Source organism: Ruegeria sp. C12 (assembly GCF_056537745.1).
This window is the reverse complement of sequence record NZ_JBQFSA010000007.1, coordinates 57,236-73,821: the sequence shown is the minus strand read 5'-3', so window position 1 is coordinate 73,821 and position 16,586 is coordinate 57,236. Positions and strand designations below refer to the sequence as shown.

The following is a 16,586-nucleotide window of genomic DNA, read 5'->3' as shown; positions in this document are numbered from 1 at the left end:
CCGTCAGTATCCCAACTGGCGGTCCACCAGATGCACAAAGGGCTCACCCGCCTCACCGCGCCGGATGTTTTCGCAGATCACCTGCGCCGCTGTGAGGGGCCGGGTCTCGGACGCGATATGCGGCGTGACTGTGACGCTCGGATGTGACCAATAAGGGTGTTCCGGCGGCAGGGGTTCGATGCGAAACACATCCAGCGTCGCGTGTCCGACCTGCCCGGTGTTCAGCGCATCCAGCAGGGCGTCGTCATCGATCAGCGGGCCGCGCCCCGGATTGATGATCCTTGCCCCTTTCGGCATCAGCGCCAATGTCTCGGCATTCAGAGTGTTTTCCGTCGCTTTCGTGTCTGGCAACAGCAGCACGACGATTTCGGATTGGGACAAGGCGATACGCAAACCGTCGGCCCCATGCAGACAGGTCACGCCCTGGATGTCCTTTTGGGTGCGGCTCCACCCCAAAACGCGAAAGTTCAGCGTGGCCAGCGCCTGCGCTGCCGCTTGACCCAACTCTCCCAGCCCCAGCACGCAGACCGTGCGCTCGGTCGCAAGCGGTGGCGCGATCGGGGTCCAAACACCGTCCTGCTGGGTGATATGAGTATCCATGCCCAGATGGTACCGCAGGACATGGCCCACGACCCATTCCGTCATGCCTTGTGTGAGGCCGTGATCGACCATACGGGCCAATGGAACGGTCAGGGTTTGGTTGTCGGCGATGCTTTCGACCCCGGCCCAAAGGCTCAGGACGGCTTTCAGTCGAGAATAGGGTTTGAAGTCCAGCAAGCCGCCATTTGGCGCATAGACGACGTAATCCACCTGATCCGGGTCCATGTCAGTGGCCAGATGCACGTCCAACCCGACCTGGGCCAGACCCTTGGTCAACAGCGGCTCGTAGATCGGCCACAGGGCAGGGCGCGCAGAGAACAGAACGTTGACGGGCATGAAGGGCCTTTCAGATCAGCGGGGGCGGTGGATATGCGCGCTTTGGACAATGCCGAAGGCGGCCATCAGGACCAGCATGGCCGATCCGCCATAGCTGACCATTGGCAGCGGAACGCCGACAACCGGGGCCAGTCCCATCACCATCGACATGTTGACCGCAAAGAAAAGGAAGAAGTTCAGCGCAATCCCCAGCACCACCAGTGACGAGAACCGATCCTTGGTCGAAAGCGCCGTGACCATGCAGAAGATCAGGATCAGAGCATAGAGTATCAACAGAGTGATGCCGCCAACAAAGCCGAATTCCTCGGCCAGTGTGGTGAAGATGAAATCGGTGTGCTTCTCGGGCAGGAAATTCAGGCGCGACTGGGTGCCTTGCATGAAGCCGCGCCCGTTCCAGCCACCCGATCCCAAAGCGATTTTCGATTGGGTGATATGGTATCCGTCGCCAAGTGGATCGGATGAAGGATCAAGAAATGTGTCGATGCGGCGAAACTGATAGTCTTTCAGCAACTGCCATTCGGTTCCCCGGCTGTTGAAGACAGCGGCAATCAGCCCCGCCACTGCCGCTATTACCGCCGCAAAATAGGCCCAATGCACACCTGCCAAAAACATCAACCCGCCACCGGCGGCCAGCAACAGGATCGAGGTGCCAAGGTCCGGTTGCCTTAAGACCATGAAGGTCGGGATAAGGATAAGGATCACCGGAATGATCACCCAGAGCGGGCGAGAAGTTTTGTGAGAAGGCAGCCAATCGTAATAAGCCGCCAGCACCATGACCAATGCGACTTTCATCACCTCGGACGGTTGCAGCCGCATGAAACCAAGATCTATCCAGCGCTGAGCGCCCATACCTATGGTTCCAAAAAGCTCGACAAAAACCAGCAGAGCGATGGACCCCAGATAGGCCAGCACCGACATATTTCGCCAGAACCAGATCGGTACAAGCGCGATGATATACATCACAGTTAAGCCCAGACCAAACCGCTCCATCTGAGGTTCGGCCCAGGGCATCCACGACCCGCCTGCCACGGAATACAGCATCAGGAACCCGGCACTGGCCGTGCTGATCAGCAACAAGGTCAAAGGCCAGTTCATGTACAGAAACTTGCGGAACCCCGATGGCGTGGATTTGACGTTATACTCTAAATAGCTCATGCGCGGTCCTTCTCGTCAGGGCGCGCTTTGGGGCGACGGTCGCCCTCAAGCCTCTTTTGCTGCTCTTTAATACGGTCCCGATCCGCGACCGGGTACGCCTCAAGCGGCGGGGTGCCCTTGTAGAGTGCCTGTAGCATGATATCTCGTGCAACCGGGGCCGCTGCTTTCGATCCGCCGCCGCCATGTTCCACCACCACTGCAATCGCGTATTTGGGATTGTCGTAGGGCGCAAAACTGACGAACAGGGCGTGATCTCGGCGTTCCCACGGCAAGTCCTCATTGCGGATCACCCCAGCAGCCCGTTCGGCCTTGGTGATGTTGCGAACCTGGCTGGTGCCGGTCTTGCCCGCCATACGCAGGTCATCCGCAATGATACGGCTGCGATAGGCCGTCCCGCGCCTGTCGTTCGACACCGACCACATTGCCTCGCGAATGTAGCGCAGGTTGGTGGGGCTGATCGCTAGCGCTTCACCCGCGCCCGAGGGCTGTTCGACCCCGTTGACCGACCGCACCAGTCGGGGCGCAACGGCGCGTCCAGTGGCGATCCTTGCAGTCATCACGGCCAGTTGCATGGGCGAGGCGAGCATGAAGCCCTGCCCGATGGACGCATTGGCGGTATCACCGATCAGCCATTCCTCGCCATGGACCCGCTGTTTCCATGCCTGATTGGGCGCCAGCCCGGCGCGCACAGCGGACATCGGAATGTCATGTTTTATTCCCAGGCCAAGGATGTTGGACATCTCAGAGATTTTGTCGATGCCGACCTTGATCGCCACGTCGTAGTAATACACGTCGCAACTGCGCTTCAGCGATGTATTCAAGTCCACCATGCCATGACCGCCACGCTTCCAGCAGTGGAAGCGGCGGCTGCCGACCTTCAGGTGGCCGGGGCAATAGACGGTATTGCCAGGACCGATGACACCAGCCTCAAGTGCTGCCAGAGCGGTGACCATCTTAAAGGTGGAGCCTGGCGGATAGGTGCCCTGCACCGTTTTGTTGGCCAATGGGCGGTACTTGTCCTGCGTCAGTATTTGGTAATCCGCGACCGAGATTCCGCGGACGAACAGGTTGGGGTCAAAGCTGGGGGCCGAGGCCATCGCGCGCAGATCGCCGGTTTCGCAGTCGATGACCACAGCGGCGGCGCTTTCCCCGGCCAGTCGGGCTTGCGCATATTGCTGCAGGTCCGCATCGACCGAGAGCTGAAGGTCGGCACCGGGCTGACCCTCCTGCCGGTCCAATTCACGCATCACTCGGCCCGAAGCGTTAACCTCGATCCGCTTGGAGCCGGCACGGCCTCGCAGCGAGATCTCCTGTTTGGCTTCCAATCCGACCTTGCCGATCTGGAAGCGCGGGATGCGTAGCACCGGTTCGGGATCTTCGATCTGGCTGAGATCATAATCGCTGACCGGGCCGACATATCCGACGATATGAGCGAAATCCTCATATCTGGGGTATTGCCGGGTTGAACCGACCTCTGGCGTAACGCCGGGCAGGGCCGGGGCGTTCACCGCAACTTTCGAGATGTCCTCCCACGTCACCTGATCGGCCAGCGTCACCGGCAGAAACGGGGCCGAGCGGCGCATCTCGGTCTTGGCGCGTTCGATCTCATCCTCGTTCAGGGGGATGATGCTGGACAGCTCGGCGATCACCTTGTCGACGTCGCCTGCATCCTCGCGCACGATGACGATACGGTAGGACGGCGTGTTTTGCCCGATGATCTGCCCGTTACGGTCATAGATCCGCCCGCGTGTGGGTGGGATCAGGCGGATATTGATGCGGTTTTCTTCGGCCAGAAGCCGATATTGATCAGCCTGATCGACCTGCATGAACCGCATCCGCGCCGCCAGCCCGCCGACAAAGGCCGCTTGCAGCCCGCCCAGTATCAAGGCCCGGCGCGGCAGGCGTTTATAGGCAAGGCCCTGGGTTTTGGTCTTGCGCGGCTTCATGCCCGTGCCCCCGCAACACTGACGTCTGCTGCCGACATCCGTCGCACGCCAAAGACGGACTGGCTGAGCAGAACAATTGTCGGATAGGCCACAATCGTCACGACCAGCTGAAATAGGACGGGCGCAAAGGCGGCCTGATCAACGGACAGGACGGCCAGAATAACGCGGTTTCCAAGAAATACGGCAGTTGTGACCATGCCGACCGACATCCATTCACCCACAAAGCCCGCATCCCGCATGCCAGGTGCTGCCGAGCGCAGGTAGGCCGCGCCCAAAACCACCAGCGCCGCCAGTAATCCGGGCGGGCGTTGCAACAGCAAGTCAGCCATCAGTAACACGGCGGCGATCAGCAAGGTCGGTACGTAATCCGGGCGGCGCAGCACCCATGCAAAGGTCAGCGCGATCATGACATCCGGAAAGGGCCAGCGATCCGGTTGCGCGTTCAGCGGCAGAAGGTGGAGGAACAGGACCAGAAACGCCAACACCACGTAAAGCCCCCGCATCGCCCAGTTATGTGAGGCAGGTTTATCCATCGCCGGCCTCATTGGGTGTCAGAGCGGCTTCGGGGCGCGCCGGGCCGACAATGCCACCGGGATCGCGGATCGAGGGCGCCGCGTTGAACCGCAGAACCCGCAGAAACTCCAGCCGCTCGAAGTCGGCGGACAGGCGCACGCGCAGGCGACCGCCGGGGTCTGCGGCAATCTGGCCGATCAGCAGTCCGGCGGGAAATACGCCCCCATCGCCCGAGGTAATCACCCGGTCGCCGGGGCGCACAAGTTCGCGGTTTTCAAGGAATTCGACGGCTGGGGCCGGGGTGTTGTCGCCGGCGATCAGGGCCGTTTGCCCCGATGGCTGGATGGTCGCGGGAATGGCGCTAGAGGCGTCGGTCAGCAGAATGACACGCGCCGTATCTGGCCCCACGCCCGAAATCCGCCCGACCAGCCCGATCCCGTCCATCGTGGCCCAGCCGTCGACGATCCCGTCACGCTCACCCACATTCAGCAGAACGGACTGCCGGAAGGGTGAGCCGCTATCTGCCATCACAACCCCAGTGATATAGGTCAGGCGCGGATCAAGGCGCACATTGTTCAAGTCCAGCAGGCGCGCGTTTTCCTGTTCGAGTTGCAGCGCGGCCTCTTTCCAGGCGCGCATCAGGCGCAGTTCGGACCGCAGCTCGCGGTTTTGTTCGCTCAGGCGCTGATAGCTTTGGAAGTCGCGCACCAGATTGACGGTCGCCGTCACCGGCACCATGGCCCATTCCATCGAGGGGACAACGGCGTCCACCACCTGAGCGCGGAAACGCTCAACCCGAGGGCTATCAATGCGCCAGACGACAAAGATGCCCAACAGGCACAGCACAACGATCCCCAGAAGCAGACGCCGCAGCGGGGTCGTGTAGTCATCGCGCTGTGATCGGTCTTTTGCCACAGGTTACCTTCCCGTGCTGCTCGTGCCGAATTTACCCTATGTGCGAAGGGTGCGCGCCTTAGCTTTCGTAGTCAATCGCGTGGCGCAGCTGTTTTTCGTATTCTAGCGCCTTGCCGGTGCCCAAAGCCACACAATTCAGGCTTTCATCGGCAATCGACACGGCCAGACCGGTCTGTTCGCGCAGGGCCAGATCCAGATCGCCTAGCAGCGCGCCGCCGCCGGTCAGCATCACGCCCCGGTCCACAATATCCGCCGCCAGATCGGGCGGCGTGGTTTCCAGCGCGGTCATCACCGCCTCGCAGATCTGCTGGACCGGTTCCGACAGAGCCTCGGCCACCTGGGCCTGGCTGATCTCGATTTCCTTGGGCACGCCGTTCAGCAGGTCGCGGCCGCGGATATGCATCGACTGGCCCCGGCCATCGTCGGGCATCCGGGCGGTGCCGATGGTGGTCTTGATCCGTTCAGCGGTGGATTCACCGACCAGCAGGTTCTGCTGACGCCGCAGGTACGAGATAATGGCCTCGTCCATTCGGTCGCCGCCAACGCGGACTGAGCGGGCATAGACGATGTCGCCCAGCGACAGAACCGCAACCTCGGTGGTGCCGCCGCCGATATCGACGACCATGTTGCCGGTCGGATCAGTGATCGGCATCCCTGCGCCAATGGCTGCCGCAATCGGTTCCGCAATCAAACCGGCGCGGCGGGCGCCTGCGGACAGAACCGACTGACGGATCGCGCGCTTTTCAACGGGTGTCGCGCCATGAGGGACGCAGACGATGATCTTGGGTTTTGAGAAGGTCGAGCGTTTGTGCACCTTGCGGATGAAATGCTTGATCATCTCTTCGGCGGTGTCGAAATCTGCAATCACGCCCTCGCGCATCGGGCGGATCGCCTCGATGGAACCGGGGGTCCGGCCCAGCATCAGCTTGGCGTCTTCTCCGACGGCCAGAACCTTTTTTACGCCGTCCTTGACGTGATAGGCCACAACCGAAGGTTCAGACAGGATCACACCGCGACCTTTGACATAAACCAGCGTGTTTGCTGTCCCAAGGTCGATAGCCATGTCCGCTGTGAACAGGCCGCCCAGATTGCCAAAGATCCCCATGTTTTCCCTGATCCTGTATGTCGGTTTTTCTACTGCCCGCGACTCGACGGTTCCGGGACGGATGACTTATAGGGTGCCAACTCGCCCGGTAAAAGGGCTGATTCCGCGACAATCAGCACCTTTTCGCCTCATTTGCAGGGACTTTAGAAGGCAACATGCTCTCATATCAACATATTTACCACGCCGGGAATCTGGCCGACGTGCAAAAGCACGCAATATTGGCATGGACGCTGTCTTATCTGACCCGCAAGGACAAGCCGTTGACCTATGTGGAAACCCATTCCGGGCGCGGGGTGTACCGGCTGGATTCAGACGAGGCGCGCAAGACGGGTGAAGCGGCGGCGGGGATTGAGCGGGTGCAGCGGGGCGAATGGTTCGAGGCATCGCATCCGCTGGCGCAGGCCATCGTGGCGACGCGGTCCAGATTTGGGTCGGCGTGTTATCCGGGATCACCCCTGATTGCGGCAAGTTTGCTCAGACAACAGGATAGTTTGCATTTTGCCGAACTGCATCCGCAGGAATATGCCGCGCTGTCGCAGGCCGTGCCAGGGGGCAATGTCAAAACCTACAAGCAGGACGGATACGATCTGGCGCAGTCCCTGCTGCCGCCCACACCGCGCCGGGGGATGCTGCTGATCGATCCGAGTTATGAGGTGAAAACGGAGTATGATCGCCTGCCGGGCATCATCGCCAAGCTGCATCGCAAATGGAATGTCGGGGTCATCGCGCTTTGGTATCCGATCTTGCGGGATAACCGCCAACAACAGATGGTCGATGCATTGGTTCGGCAGAACTTACCCAAAGCGATGCGGCACGAGGTGACCTTTCCGGCGGCGCGAAAGGATCATCGCATGATCGGATCCGGCATGTTCGTGATCAACGCGCCGTTTGGCCTGAGCGACGAAGCGCAGAGACTGACGGACTTGTTCAAAACCCTTTGAAAGCTGGTGCGGCAAAGGGGTCTCCCGCCTCGCTTGCCAGCATCAAAGATGCCGTCAACCGAGTTGGGCCCCGGAGCGCGCCGCAGGCGCGCTGCCGGGCCCAAAACCCAAGAAGGGTCGGCGAAGCCGGGCCGCCGCGGGTGCGGGAGCCTTTGGTCTGTTTAGGTCAGGTCCTTGTAACTGATCTCGCGCGTGTCCGCTCCGGGGCCTGCTTTCTCACGACGCATGATCAGACGGTTCAGCGCGTGGATATACGCCTTGGCCGAGGCTACGACGGTATCTGTGTTTGCAGATTGGCCGGTGGCGATCATGCCGTCTTCTTCCAGACGCACCGAGACGGTGGCTTGCGCGTCCGTGCCTTCGGTCACCGCGTGCACCTGATAGAGCTGCAAATGCGCTTTGTTGGGGTAAATCGCACGGATCGCCTTGAAGGTGGCATCGACCGGCCCATCCCCATGTTCGGTTGCGATGATGTCCTTGCCGTCCATCTCCAGCTCGACCGTCGACTCGGCCTGTCCGCCAGTGCCGCAGGTGACCTTCATCGACACCAGTTGCAGGTAGTCATCCGCCTCGTCCAGCGTCATCAGGGCGATCAGGTCGTCGTCAAAGACCTCTTTTTTGCGGTCGGCCAGGTCCTTGAAGCGGACAAAGATATCGCGAAGCTGGTTGTCCCCGACCTCAAAGCCAAGCGTCTCAAGTTTGTCGCGCAGGGCGGCGCGGCCCGAATGTTTGCCCAGCGGCAGGGATGTGCCGGTAAGGCCGACATCTTCGGGGCGCATGATCTCGAAATTGTCACGGTTCTTCAGCATCCCGTCCTGATGGATGCCGCTTTCGTGGGCAAATGCGTTCTTGCCGACGATGGCCTTGTTGAACTGCACGTTGAAGCCCGACACGGTGGCGACCCGGCGCGAGATATGCATGATCTTGGTGGTGTCGATACCGGTGTGGTAGGGCATGATATCGTTGCGCGTGCGCATGGCCATCACGACCTCTTCCAGCGCGGTGTTGCCCGCACGCTCACCCAGACCGTTGATGGTGCATTCGATCTGACGCGCGCCGCCGATGACGGCCGCCAGCGAGTTCGCCGTCGCCATGCCCAGATCGTTGTGGCAGTGGGTCGCAAACACGACCTCATCCGCGCCGGGGACGGTTGCGATCAGACGCTTGATCAAATCAGCCGATTCCAGCGGTGCCGTGTAGCCCACCGTGTCGGGAATGTTGATCGTGGTCGCACCCGCCTTGATCGCAATCTCGATCACACGGCACAGGTAGTCCCACTCGGTCCGCGTTGCATCCATCGGCGACCACTGCACGTTTTCGCACAGATTGCGGGCATGGGTGACGGTGTCGTGGATTTTCTCGGCCATCTCGTCCTGGGTCAGGTTCGGAATGGCCCGATGCAGCGGAGAGGTGCCGATAAATGTGTGAATGCGGCTTTTCTCGGCGTGTTTGATCGCCTCCCAGCACCGGTCGATATCGTTGAAATTGGCGCGGGCCAGACCACAGATGCGGCTGTTCTTGGCGCGCTGGGAAATTTCGGTGACGGCTTTGAAATCGCCTTCCGAGGCGATGGGAAAACCCGCCTCGATGATGTCGACGCCCATCTCGTCCAGCAGTTCGGCGATCTCCAGCTTTTCTTCATGGGTCATGGTGGCGCCGGGGCTCTGCTCGCCGTCGCGCAAAGTGGTATCGAAGATCAAGACGCGGTCTTGGTCGGTCACGTTGGTCATGGGATTTCTCTTTCTTCTTCTGTCCTAAAGCCTATGGCGCGCGGGCGTCCTCCTCTGAGCGGGCGCGCCGGGTGGCACGCTCAGAGGCGGATTAGGATCAGTAGGCCACGCAGCGACGTACCGCCAAGGGCGGTGTCGATAAAAGGGATATCTGCGCGGTTGATCATGGGCGAAACTTATACAGAGCAGAAGGGGAATGAAAAGAACCAATTTTCAGGCTTTGCGGATTTGCCCCGGTTTCTTTTGCTTTGCGTGTTGAACCCATCTGTGCTGCCGCTAGGTGGGGCGGTATGAAGACAGCTTTGATCATTGGTGCATCCGGGGGGATCGGCGGCGCAATCTGCGACCGGCTTGTGGCACAGCGCGTGGCGGTGACCGGCCTGTCCCGGTCGCACGACGGGTTCGATCTGACCCGGCCCGAGGTGGCGTTGGCGCGTCTGGATGACCTGCAGGGGCCGTTCGATCTGGTCCTGGTCGCGTCAGGCGCATTGGAGATCAATGGCGCGCAGCCCGAGAAAACCATGCGCGCTGTGACGGCGCGGGCCATGATGGATCAGTATGCTCTGAATACGGTCGGCCCTGCGCTGATCCTTGGCCGGGCGCATCGGTTGCTGCCGCGCGACAGGCGATCCGTGATTGCGGTTTTGTCAGCGCGGGTCGGATCGATTGGCGACAATCGAATGGGCGGGTGGGTCAGTTATCGCGCGGCCAAGGCTGCGGTTAATCAGGTGGTTCACACGGCGTCTATCGAGTTGGCCCGGACGCACAAACAGGCGATTTGCGTCGCCTTGCACCCCGGAACGGTCAAAACCGAGTTCACGCGGAAATACCTAGGCCGACACCCCGCTGTCGCGCCAGAGGAGGCTGCTGAAAACCTGCTGCGTGTGACGGGGGCGCTGACCCAAGACGACACGGGTGGGTTCTTCGACTGGGCCGGGAAGCGGGTGCCCTGGTAGCAGGTCAGTTCTCTGCGGGGGCCTCGGTTTCCGGTTCCCCGGCGCTTGGCGCATCCGGTTCTGCGTCTGGTGTGCCCTCGGTGGGTGCCGCATCTTCTGACGACAGGGCGTCGTTGTCCCAAAGGCCCGATTGCTCTTGCCCGTTGGCATAGCGCATTGTGCCCTGTCCCTGACGTTTGTTTTCGAAAAAGCCGCCCTCATACACATCGCCCGAAGCATAGGTTGCCACGCCTACACCGGTGATTTTACCGTCAAACCAGTCGCCGGTGTAGGTAAAGCCGCTGGGGGCCGTGATCGTTCCCTTTCCATGGCGAGCGCCATCGATGAAATCGCCCTCGTACACCGTGCCGTCGGCAAAGGTTGATTTCCCTTTGCCTTGCCGCGCACCGTCGATCCATTCGCCTTCATAGCGATAGCCATTGGCAAAGGTGACCGTGCCGGTGCCGTGGCTCAGGGCGTTGCGGAACTGGCCTGAATAGACCGTGCCATTGGGGTAGGTCGCCGTGCCGCGCCCCTCAAAAACCCCGGCAATCCAGTCGCCGTCATAGACGGTTCCGTCGGCATATGTGCTTTGGCCCTTGCCGTGCGGCAGATCTGCGCTCAGCTCACCGATATAGGCCGAGCCGTCCGGATAGGTGATCTCGCCAAAGCCTTCGATCTGGCCTTGCGACCATTCCCCGGAATAGCGGTAGCCATCGGTGCCAACGAAGGTGCCCTTGCCATGGCGGCGGTCGTCTTCATAATCGCCCTCGTAGACGCTGCCATTGGCGTAGGTTTCTTTGCCCTTGCCTTGACGGCGGCCTTTCGCAACTTCGCCTTCGTAGACATCGCCATTGGCCAGCGTCATTCGCCCGGTGCCGGTCATCAGGTTCTCGACCCACTGGCCGTCATATTCCAGACCGTCCGACTGGATCCAAAGACCCTGCCCATGGCGTTGGCCCTGCTGCACGTCGCCGTCGTAAACCGACCCGTCCGGGTAGGTGATCCTGGCCTTGCCCTGCATTTGGCCATCAGCCCAATCGCCGTCGTAGACATAGCCGCTGGGGTCCGTGCGCGTGCCCGTGCCATGGTGGCGCGAGTCCTTAAATTCACCCTCGTAACGCACGCCGCTGGCGTATTCCGCGACACCGGTGCCGTTGATGCCGCCACCTTGCCATTCGCCTTCGTAGGAACCGCCATCGGCATAGCTGATCTTGCCCTGACCCTCGGGCTTGCCTTCGGCGAATTGCCCGACATAGACCGACCCGTCGGCAAAACGCGCCGTGCCCTGGCCCTGAATGACGCCTTCGACCCATTCGCCGGTATATTCAAACCCGTTGGGTAGGCGGTAGGTTCCGGTGCCATGGCGCAGCCCGTTTTCGAACGTGCCCTCATAGACGCCGCCGACCTCGTCATCCTTGGTGATCACCGTCCCGTCCTGGGCAAATGCGGCTGTCATCGTCAGGGACAGAATCCCGACTGTGAGAGAGTTGCGGATCAGCTTCATGTATCGTCCTGCCTGCCCGGTGATCGTTTTCGCTTTGGTTGGCGCAAAAATAAGGGACCGCACAGGTCAGAGCAACGGCTTTTGCGGCATTGGTCTTTCACTCGCGCAACGATCTGCTAAATGCATTAGCACCAACGAGGGCAAGAGGGCAGCATGGCCGACCGTTTCCGCATCACTCTGGCACAGCTTAACCCCACCGTGGGCGATATCGAGGGCAACGCAGCCAAAGCCTTGGCCGTGTGGGAGCAAGCCCGCGAGGCCGGGGCCGATCTTGTGGCGTTTCCCGAGATGTTCATCACCGGGTACAACACGCAGGACCTGATCCTGAAGCCGGTCTTCCACCGTGCCGCGATGGCAGCGGTGCAGGATCTGGCCGCGCAATGCGCGGATGGTCCGGCTGTGGCGATTGGTGGACCTTGGGCCGAGAACGACAGCCTGTTCAACGCCTATCTGATCCTCAAGGGCGGGCGGATCACCAGCAAGGTTTTGAAACATCACCTGCCGAACGAGACGGTTTTTGACGAGGTGCGCCTGTATGATTCCGGCCCTCTGGGCGGGCCGTATTCGGTCGGGAACTCGCGCATCGGCAGCCCGATCTGCGAGGATAGCTGGCACCCGGATGTTGCCGAAACGCTGGAAGAAACCGGGGCCGAGTTTCTGCTGATCCCCAATGGCTCGCCTTATTTCCGGGACAAATACGATGTGCGCCTGAACCATATGGTCGCGCGGGTGGTCGAGACCGGCCTGCCGCTGATTTACCTGAATATGGTGGGTGGGCAGGACGATCAGGTGTTCGACGGTGCCACATTCGGCCTGAACCCGGGCGGAGAGCTTGCCTTTCGCATGCCGGTTTTTGACGAAACCGTCACCCATGTGGACCTTGAGCGGGGCGATGACGGCTGGCGGATTATCCCCGCCGAGATTGTGCCTCAACCCGATGCGTGGGAACAGGATTACCGCGCCATGGTGGAATCCTTACGCGATTATATGGGGAAGACCGGTTTCAAAAAGGCGTTGCTGGGTCTGTCGGGCGGTGTAGATTCCGCTCTGGTCGCGGCCATAGCCGTGGATGCCATCGGGGCAGAGAATGTGCGCTGCGTGATGCTGCCGTCGGAATACACCAGCCAGGCCTCACTGGACGATGCCGAGGCGGTCGCCAAAGCGCTGGGCGTGCACTACGACTTTGTTCCGATCTCGGACAGCCGGGCTGCGGTAACGGATACGCTGGCCCCCCTGTTTGAAGGGCGCGACGCGGACCTGACCGAAGAGAACATCCAGTCCCGCCTGCGCGGTGTGCTGCTGATGGCGATCTCGAACAAATTTGGCGAGATGTTGCTGACCACGGGCAACAAATCCGAGGTCGCGGTGGGCTATGCCACGATCTATGGGGACATGAATGGCGGCTACAACCCAATCAAGGACCTCTACAAGACCCGCGTGTTCGAGACCTGCCGCTGGCGCAATGCCAATCACCGTGCGTGGATGATGGGCCCGGAGGGTGAAGTCATTCGCCCCTCGGTCATCGACAAACCTCCAAGCGCGGAGCTGCGCGAAGATCAGAAAGACAGCGACAGCCTGCCGGATTATCCGGTGCTGGACGGTATTCTGAACATTCTGGTGGATCAGGACGGTTCCATCGCCGATTGTGTCGCGGCCGGATATGGCGAACAGGACGCCCGCAAGGTCGAACATCTGGTCTATATCAGCGAATACAAGCGGTTCCAGTCTGCCCCCGGCACCCGTCTGACCAGCCGTGCGTTCTGGCTGGACAGACGCTATCCCATCGTGAATCGCTGGCGGGATCGGGGCTGAGGCCGATACGCGGCCTTGTTTCTGAAAACAGTTCCGCATCATGACCTTATATTGTTTCCATTTGTGGGTCATTGAGGCTGAAATCATGGCCCCAAAGGGGTTCTTAACCTTGTTCGGCTGACATTTTTCTGCCACATTTATGCTTGGAAGTTGCCCAATGTGGGGCGGATGTGACGCATTGCTGTTAAGTTCGCAGTTTTTCGACAAGTGATTTTTGTCTCGTGCGGCGCATCCGGGGTTGGATGTCTGAGTTAATAGTGTGGTGTTAACATGTACGAGGAATACGATAAGTCTCTGCACGCGCCGTGGCAGTACAGAACGATGGAATCTCCGGCGCAGGAACTGGATGAAGAAAAGCTGGACGCGGCCATTGCTGACCTGCTTGGCGAACAAGCAGCGGAAGACAAGGCCGAACCATCGCAGCGGCTGGAATTTCCCGATCTGAAATCGCAAAAAGAGGTTTCGGCGCAAGCCGACGCAAAAGAGGCCGGATTGTCGGCGTCACTGCGTCAGAAATGGGCTGAACTGTCCGGCGCCGCCTAACTCTGAGTCAGAACCTGAAGTGACCCGCCGGGCGTATGCTTTGGCGCGGCTGCCACACGTCCGCACATTTGATAGGGCTGTGCTGAAAACCTGTTGTCAGGACCGGCAAGTTCAGCATCCTTGTACTCTGATAAATTGAGTATGAGCGGTAAATGCCCGGTCCCAAACCGACCCCATTTGAATCCGATCTTTCCCTGCCAAAATCCGTAGACACCGTCGTGATCGGCGGCGGTATCATTGGCGTTTCAACCGCGCTGGAACTGGCCGAACGGGGCGTGTCCGTCCTGTTGTGTGAAAAGGGGCAGATCGCGGGGGAACAAAGTTCGCGCAATTGGGGTTGGGTGCGTCTGGGGATGCGCGACCCGCGCGAAATTCCGTTGATGCAGGAAGCCACCCGGATCTGGCAAAACCTGGACAATCGTCTTGGACGGCAAACCGGATACGTGCAATCGGGCATCCTGTTCGGTGCATCAGGGGCGCGGGAGGCCGGCAATCTGCAATGCTGGTTGCGCCATTTGGACGGATTGCAAACCGGGGCGCGGATTGTGCCAGCGTCTGAACTGGCGGAAATGTTGCCCGGCTATACCGGCACACTCGATTGCGCGCTGCACATGCCGCAGGACGGGCGCGCCGAGCCTCAGCTTGCGGCACCTGCGATTGCCGAAGGGGCCCGCGACCGGGGGGCGGCGATCATGACCAATTGCGCCGTGCGCAGCCTTGACGTGCAGGGCGGACGCGTTGCCGGCGTGTTCACGGAACGCGGGCGCGTGGCCTGCGACAGGGTGGTGCTGGCAGGCGGCGCGTGGTCGCGCTTGTTTGCGGGCAATGCAGGCATTGATCTGCCGCAGCTGAAAGTGCTGAACACCGTCCTGCGAAGCTCACCTGTCGAGGATGGGCCGGACACAGCGCTGTGGTCCGATGACTTTGCAATCCGAAAACGCGCGGATGGAGGGTATTCCATCGCCTCGGCCCATCAAAACACCTATGACATCGTACCCGACAGCTTTCGCCTTGCATCGCAATTCCTGCCTGCGTTTTTTCAGGAATGGAAATCCCTGCGCTTTCGGCTCTCTGGTCGTTGGAAGGCCGAGGTGGCGCAGGACCGGTCGTGGGTGCCTACCGATGTGACCCCGTTCGAACATTGCCGCGTCCTGGACCCCGAGCCATCGCCGAAGGCCCTGCGCACATCCTGGGCCAACGCGACAAAGGCGTTTCCGGCGCTACAGCAGGCCGAAGTGGTGCAAAGCTGGGCCGGTCTGATCGATGTGACGCCCGACGCGATCCCGGTAATCTCGGGCGTCGAGGATATCCCCGGCATGTTCATCGCCACCGGGTTTTCCGGCCACGGTTTTGGCATCGGGCCCGGTGCAGGTCGCCTGATGGCCGATCTGGTGATGCAGTCCACGCCCTGTGTGGATCCGGCCGCCTTCCGCCTGTCGCGTTTCACGGATGGCTCAAGGGTGCGGCCGGACCCTGGGTATTGAGGCGTCAGCCCATCATCTGATAGCTGACCGGGACAAAGCGGAACCCTTCGCCGCGGGTCTCGACATACCCGGCAGCCGGGAACGGCATGTGATAGCCGATCATCGGCACCTTGTCGGCGGCCAGCAGGCCCAGGATTTTGCGGCGGGATTCGGTGGCTGCAGCCTTATCCATGTCAAAACGAACCTCCCATTCGGGGTGCGCGAAGGACCAGACATAGTGATTGGCAAGGTCTGCCGTCAGGATCAGCCGCTGGCCATTGCTTTCCAGGTGATAAACCATATGGCCGGGCGTATGGCCGAACGTCGCCATTGCCGTCACACCAGAGACAACGTCGCTGCCATCTTCGATGAACGTCATTTTCTCGGCCAAAGGTGTGACTTTTGCCGCGACCAGATCACCGACCCGGTTGCCAGCCTCCTGAGCGGACCAGAAGTCATATTCCTGCGCGGCGGTGACATAGCGCGCATTGGGGAATGTCTCAGCGTCATTGGTGGTCATACCGCCAATGTGGTCGGGATGCATATGGGTGATGACAACGACGTCGATCTGATCCGGTGTCACTCCGGCATCTGCGAGGGCCGCCTGAATGCCGCCCTGACCAAGCCCGGTGTCGAACAGAACCAGCTCGGCCCCCGTATTCACCAGCGTCGGCGTAAAGAAGAACTGCGCAACGTCGGGCGAAATGAAGTTTTCCGCCGAGACGCGTGCAAAGTCTTCGTCGGATGCACCGCCGCCAAAGATCTCTTGCGCGCCATCGCGCGGCAGACTGCCGTCCAGCAGCGTTGTGACGGTGAAATCGCCCAACTGGAACGATCTTGCGATGGTCGAGTTCGCCTTGGTCTCGGCCCCGGCTGCCAATAGCGGGGTTGTTGCGGATGCGAATGGAAGGGCTGCGGCGGCGCCCAGGGCCGCTCTGCGTGTTAAGTTGATGGCCATGTCTTCGTCTCCCTGTCAGAACGCCAGATAATAAGTTAGTTCGTTGCGGGTCGTGCGCCAGTGTATAGCCCGGTTTGGCACGCAATTGGATGAACATTACGTGTTCCATGGTTTTCGTCCCGCGATC

General features: G+C 60.6%; 14 protein-coding genes. 5 read left to right on the top strand and 9 right to left on the bottom strand.

Annotation, left to right across the window (positions count from 1 at the left end; genetic code table 11):
• Window positions 1-3: 3 nt before the first annotated feature.
• The 6 genes from ACR0C9_RS14290 to ACR0C9_RS14265 are packed head-to-tail and all read right to left on the bottom strand — an operon-like array spanning window position 4 to window position 6,570.
• Complete coding sequence (locus ACR0C9_RS14290; RefSeq protein WP_480781304.1) at window positions 4-936, bottom strand: 2-hydroxyacid dehydrogenase; 933 nt, start codon at window positions 934-936, stop codon at window positions 4-6.
• Between the two features lie 15 nt (window positions 937-951).
• Window positions 952-2,091, bottom strand: a complete 1,140-nt coding sequence (gene rodA / locus ACR0C9_RS14285; protein ID WP_480781303.1) for a rod shape-determining protein RodA — start codon at window positions 2,089-2,091, stop codon at window positions 952-954.
• Entirely contained in the window at window positions 2,088-4,037 is a 1,950-nt protein-coding gene (gene mrdA, locus ACR0C9_RS14280) for a penicillin-binding protein 2 (RefSeq protein WP_170455548.1), read from the bottom strand. The genes rodA and mrdA overlap by 4 nt, the downstream gene beginning before the upstream one ends.
• The gene (locus ACR0C9_RS14275; RefSeq protein ID WP_170455547.1) at window positions 4,034-4,570 is read right to left on the bottom strand and encodes a rod shape-determining protein MreD; all 537 of its coding nucleotides are present in this window, start codon (window positions 4,568-4,570) and stop codon (window positions 4,034-4,036) included. Before ACR0C9_RS14275 ends, mrdA begins: the two co-directional genes overlap by 4 nt.
• A complete protein-coding gene (gene mreC / locus ACR0C9_RS14270) occupies window positions 4,563-5,465 on the bottom strand; it encodes a rod shape-determining protein MreC (protein ID WP_170455545.1) in 903 nt (300 codons plus the stop codon). The genes ACR0C9_RS14275 and mreC overlap by 8 nt, the downstream gene beginning before the upstream one ends.
• A 58-nt stretch (window positions 5,466-5,523) precedes the next feature.
• Window positions 5,524-6,570 carry a rod shape-determining protein gene (locus ACR0C9_RS14265; protein ID WP_039523195.1) on the bottom strand — a complete coding sequence of 349 codons (1,047 nt, stop codon included), beginning with the start codon at window positions 6,568-6,570 and terminating at the stop codon, window positions 5,524-5,526.
• A 155-nt stretch (window positions 6,571-6,725) separates the two neighbouring features.
• Between ACR0C9_RS14265 and ACR0C9_RS14260 the strand changes: the two genes are divergently transcribed.
• Complete coding sequence (locus tag ACR0C9_RS14260; protein WP_170623956.1) at window positions 6,726-7,511, top strand: 23S rRNA (adenine(2030)-N(6))-methyltransferase RlmJ; 786 nt, start codon at window positions 6,726-6,728, stop codon at window positions 7,509-7,511.
• Window positions 7,512-7,672: 161 nt separating this feature from the next.
• On the opposite strand, the gene ACR0C9_RS14255 is transcribed toward ACR0C9_RS14260, so the two are convergent.
• Window positions 7,673-9,241 (bottom strand): 2-isopropylmalate synthase, encoded by a 1,569-nt coding sequence (locus ACR0C9_RS14255; RefSeq protein ID WP_170455540.1) that lies wholly within the window; start codon window positions 9,239-9,241, stop codon window positions 7,673-7,675.
• 290 nt (window positions 9,242-9,531) lie between these two features.
• On the opposite strand from ACR0C9_RS14255, the gene ACR0C9_RS14250 reads away from it, so the two are divergent.
• Window positions 9,532-10,197 (top strand): SDR family NAD(P)-dependent oxidoreductase, encoded by a 666-nt coding sequence (locus tag ACR0C9_RS14250; RefSeq protein ID WP_480781302.1) that lies wholly within the window; start codon window positions 9,532-9,534, stop codon window positions 10,195-10,197.
• Window positions 10,198-10,201: 4 nt separating this feature from the next.
• Here ACR0C9_RS14250 and ACR0C9_RS14245 read toward each other — a convergent pair whose 3' ends face one another.
• Window positions 10,202-11,683 (bottom strand): MORN repeat-containing protein, encoded by a 1,482-nt coding sequence (locus tag ACR0C9_RS14245; RefSeq protein ID WP_480781301.1) that lies wholly within the window; start codon window positions 11,681-11,683, stop codon window positions 10,202-10,204.
• 153 nt (window positions 11,684-11,836) lie between these two features.
• On the opposite strand from ACR0C9_RS14245, the gene ACR0C9_RS14240 reads away from it, so the two are divergent.
• The 3 genes from ACR0C9_RS14240 (at window position 11,837) to ACR0C9_RS14230 (ending at window position 15,522) form a co-directional block, all read left to right on the top strand.
• Window positions 11,837-13,495 carry an NAD+ synthase gene (locus ACR0C9_RS14240; protein WP_480627277.1) on the top strand — a complete coding sequence of 553 codons (1,659 nt, stop codon included), beginning with the start codon at window positions 11,837-11,839 and terminating at the stop codon, window positions 13,493-13,495.
• A 270-nt stretch (window positions 13,496-13,765) separates the two neighbouring features.
• Window positions 13,766-14,038, top strand: a complete 273-nt coding sequence (locus ACR0C9_RS14235; RefSeq protein ID WP_170455532.1) for a hypothetical protein — start codon at window positions 13,766-13,768, stop codon at window positions 14,036-14,038.
• 152 nt (window positions 14,039-14,190) lie between these two features.
• The gene (locus ACR0C9_RS14230) at window positions 14,191-15,522 is read left to right on the top strand and encodes an NAD(P)/FAD-dependent oxidoreductase (RefSeq protein ID WP_480781300.1); all 1,332 of its coding nucleotides are present in this window, start codon (window positions 14,191-14,193) and stop codon (window positions 15,520-15,522) included.
• Window positions 15,523-15,526: 4 nt separating this feature from the next.
• Here ACR0C9_RS14230 and ACR0C9_RS14225 read toward each other — a convergent pair whose 3' ends face one another.
• On the bottom strand, window positions 15,527-16,459 hold the full coding sequence (locus ACR0C9_RS14225) for an MBL fold metallo-hydrolase (RefSeq protein ID WP_480781299.1): 933 nt from the start codon (window positions 16,457-16,459) through the stop codon (window positions 15,527-15,529).
• Between the last annotated feature and the right edge of the window lie 127 nt (window positions 16,460-16,586).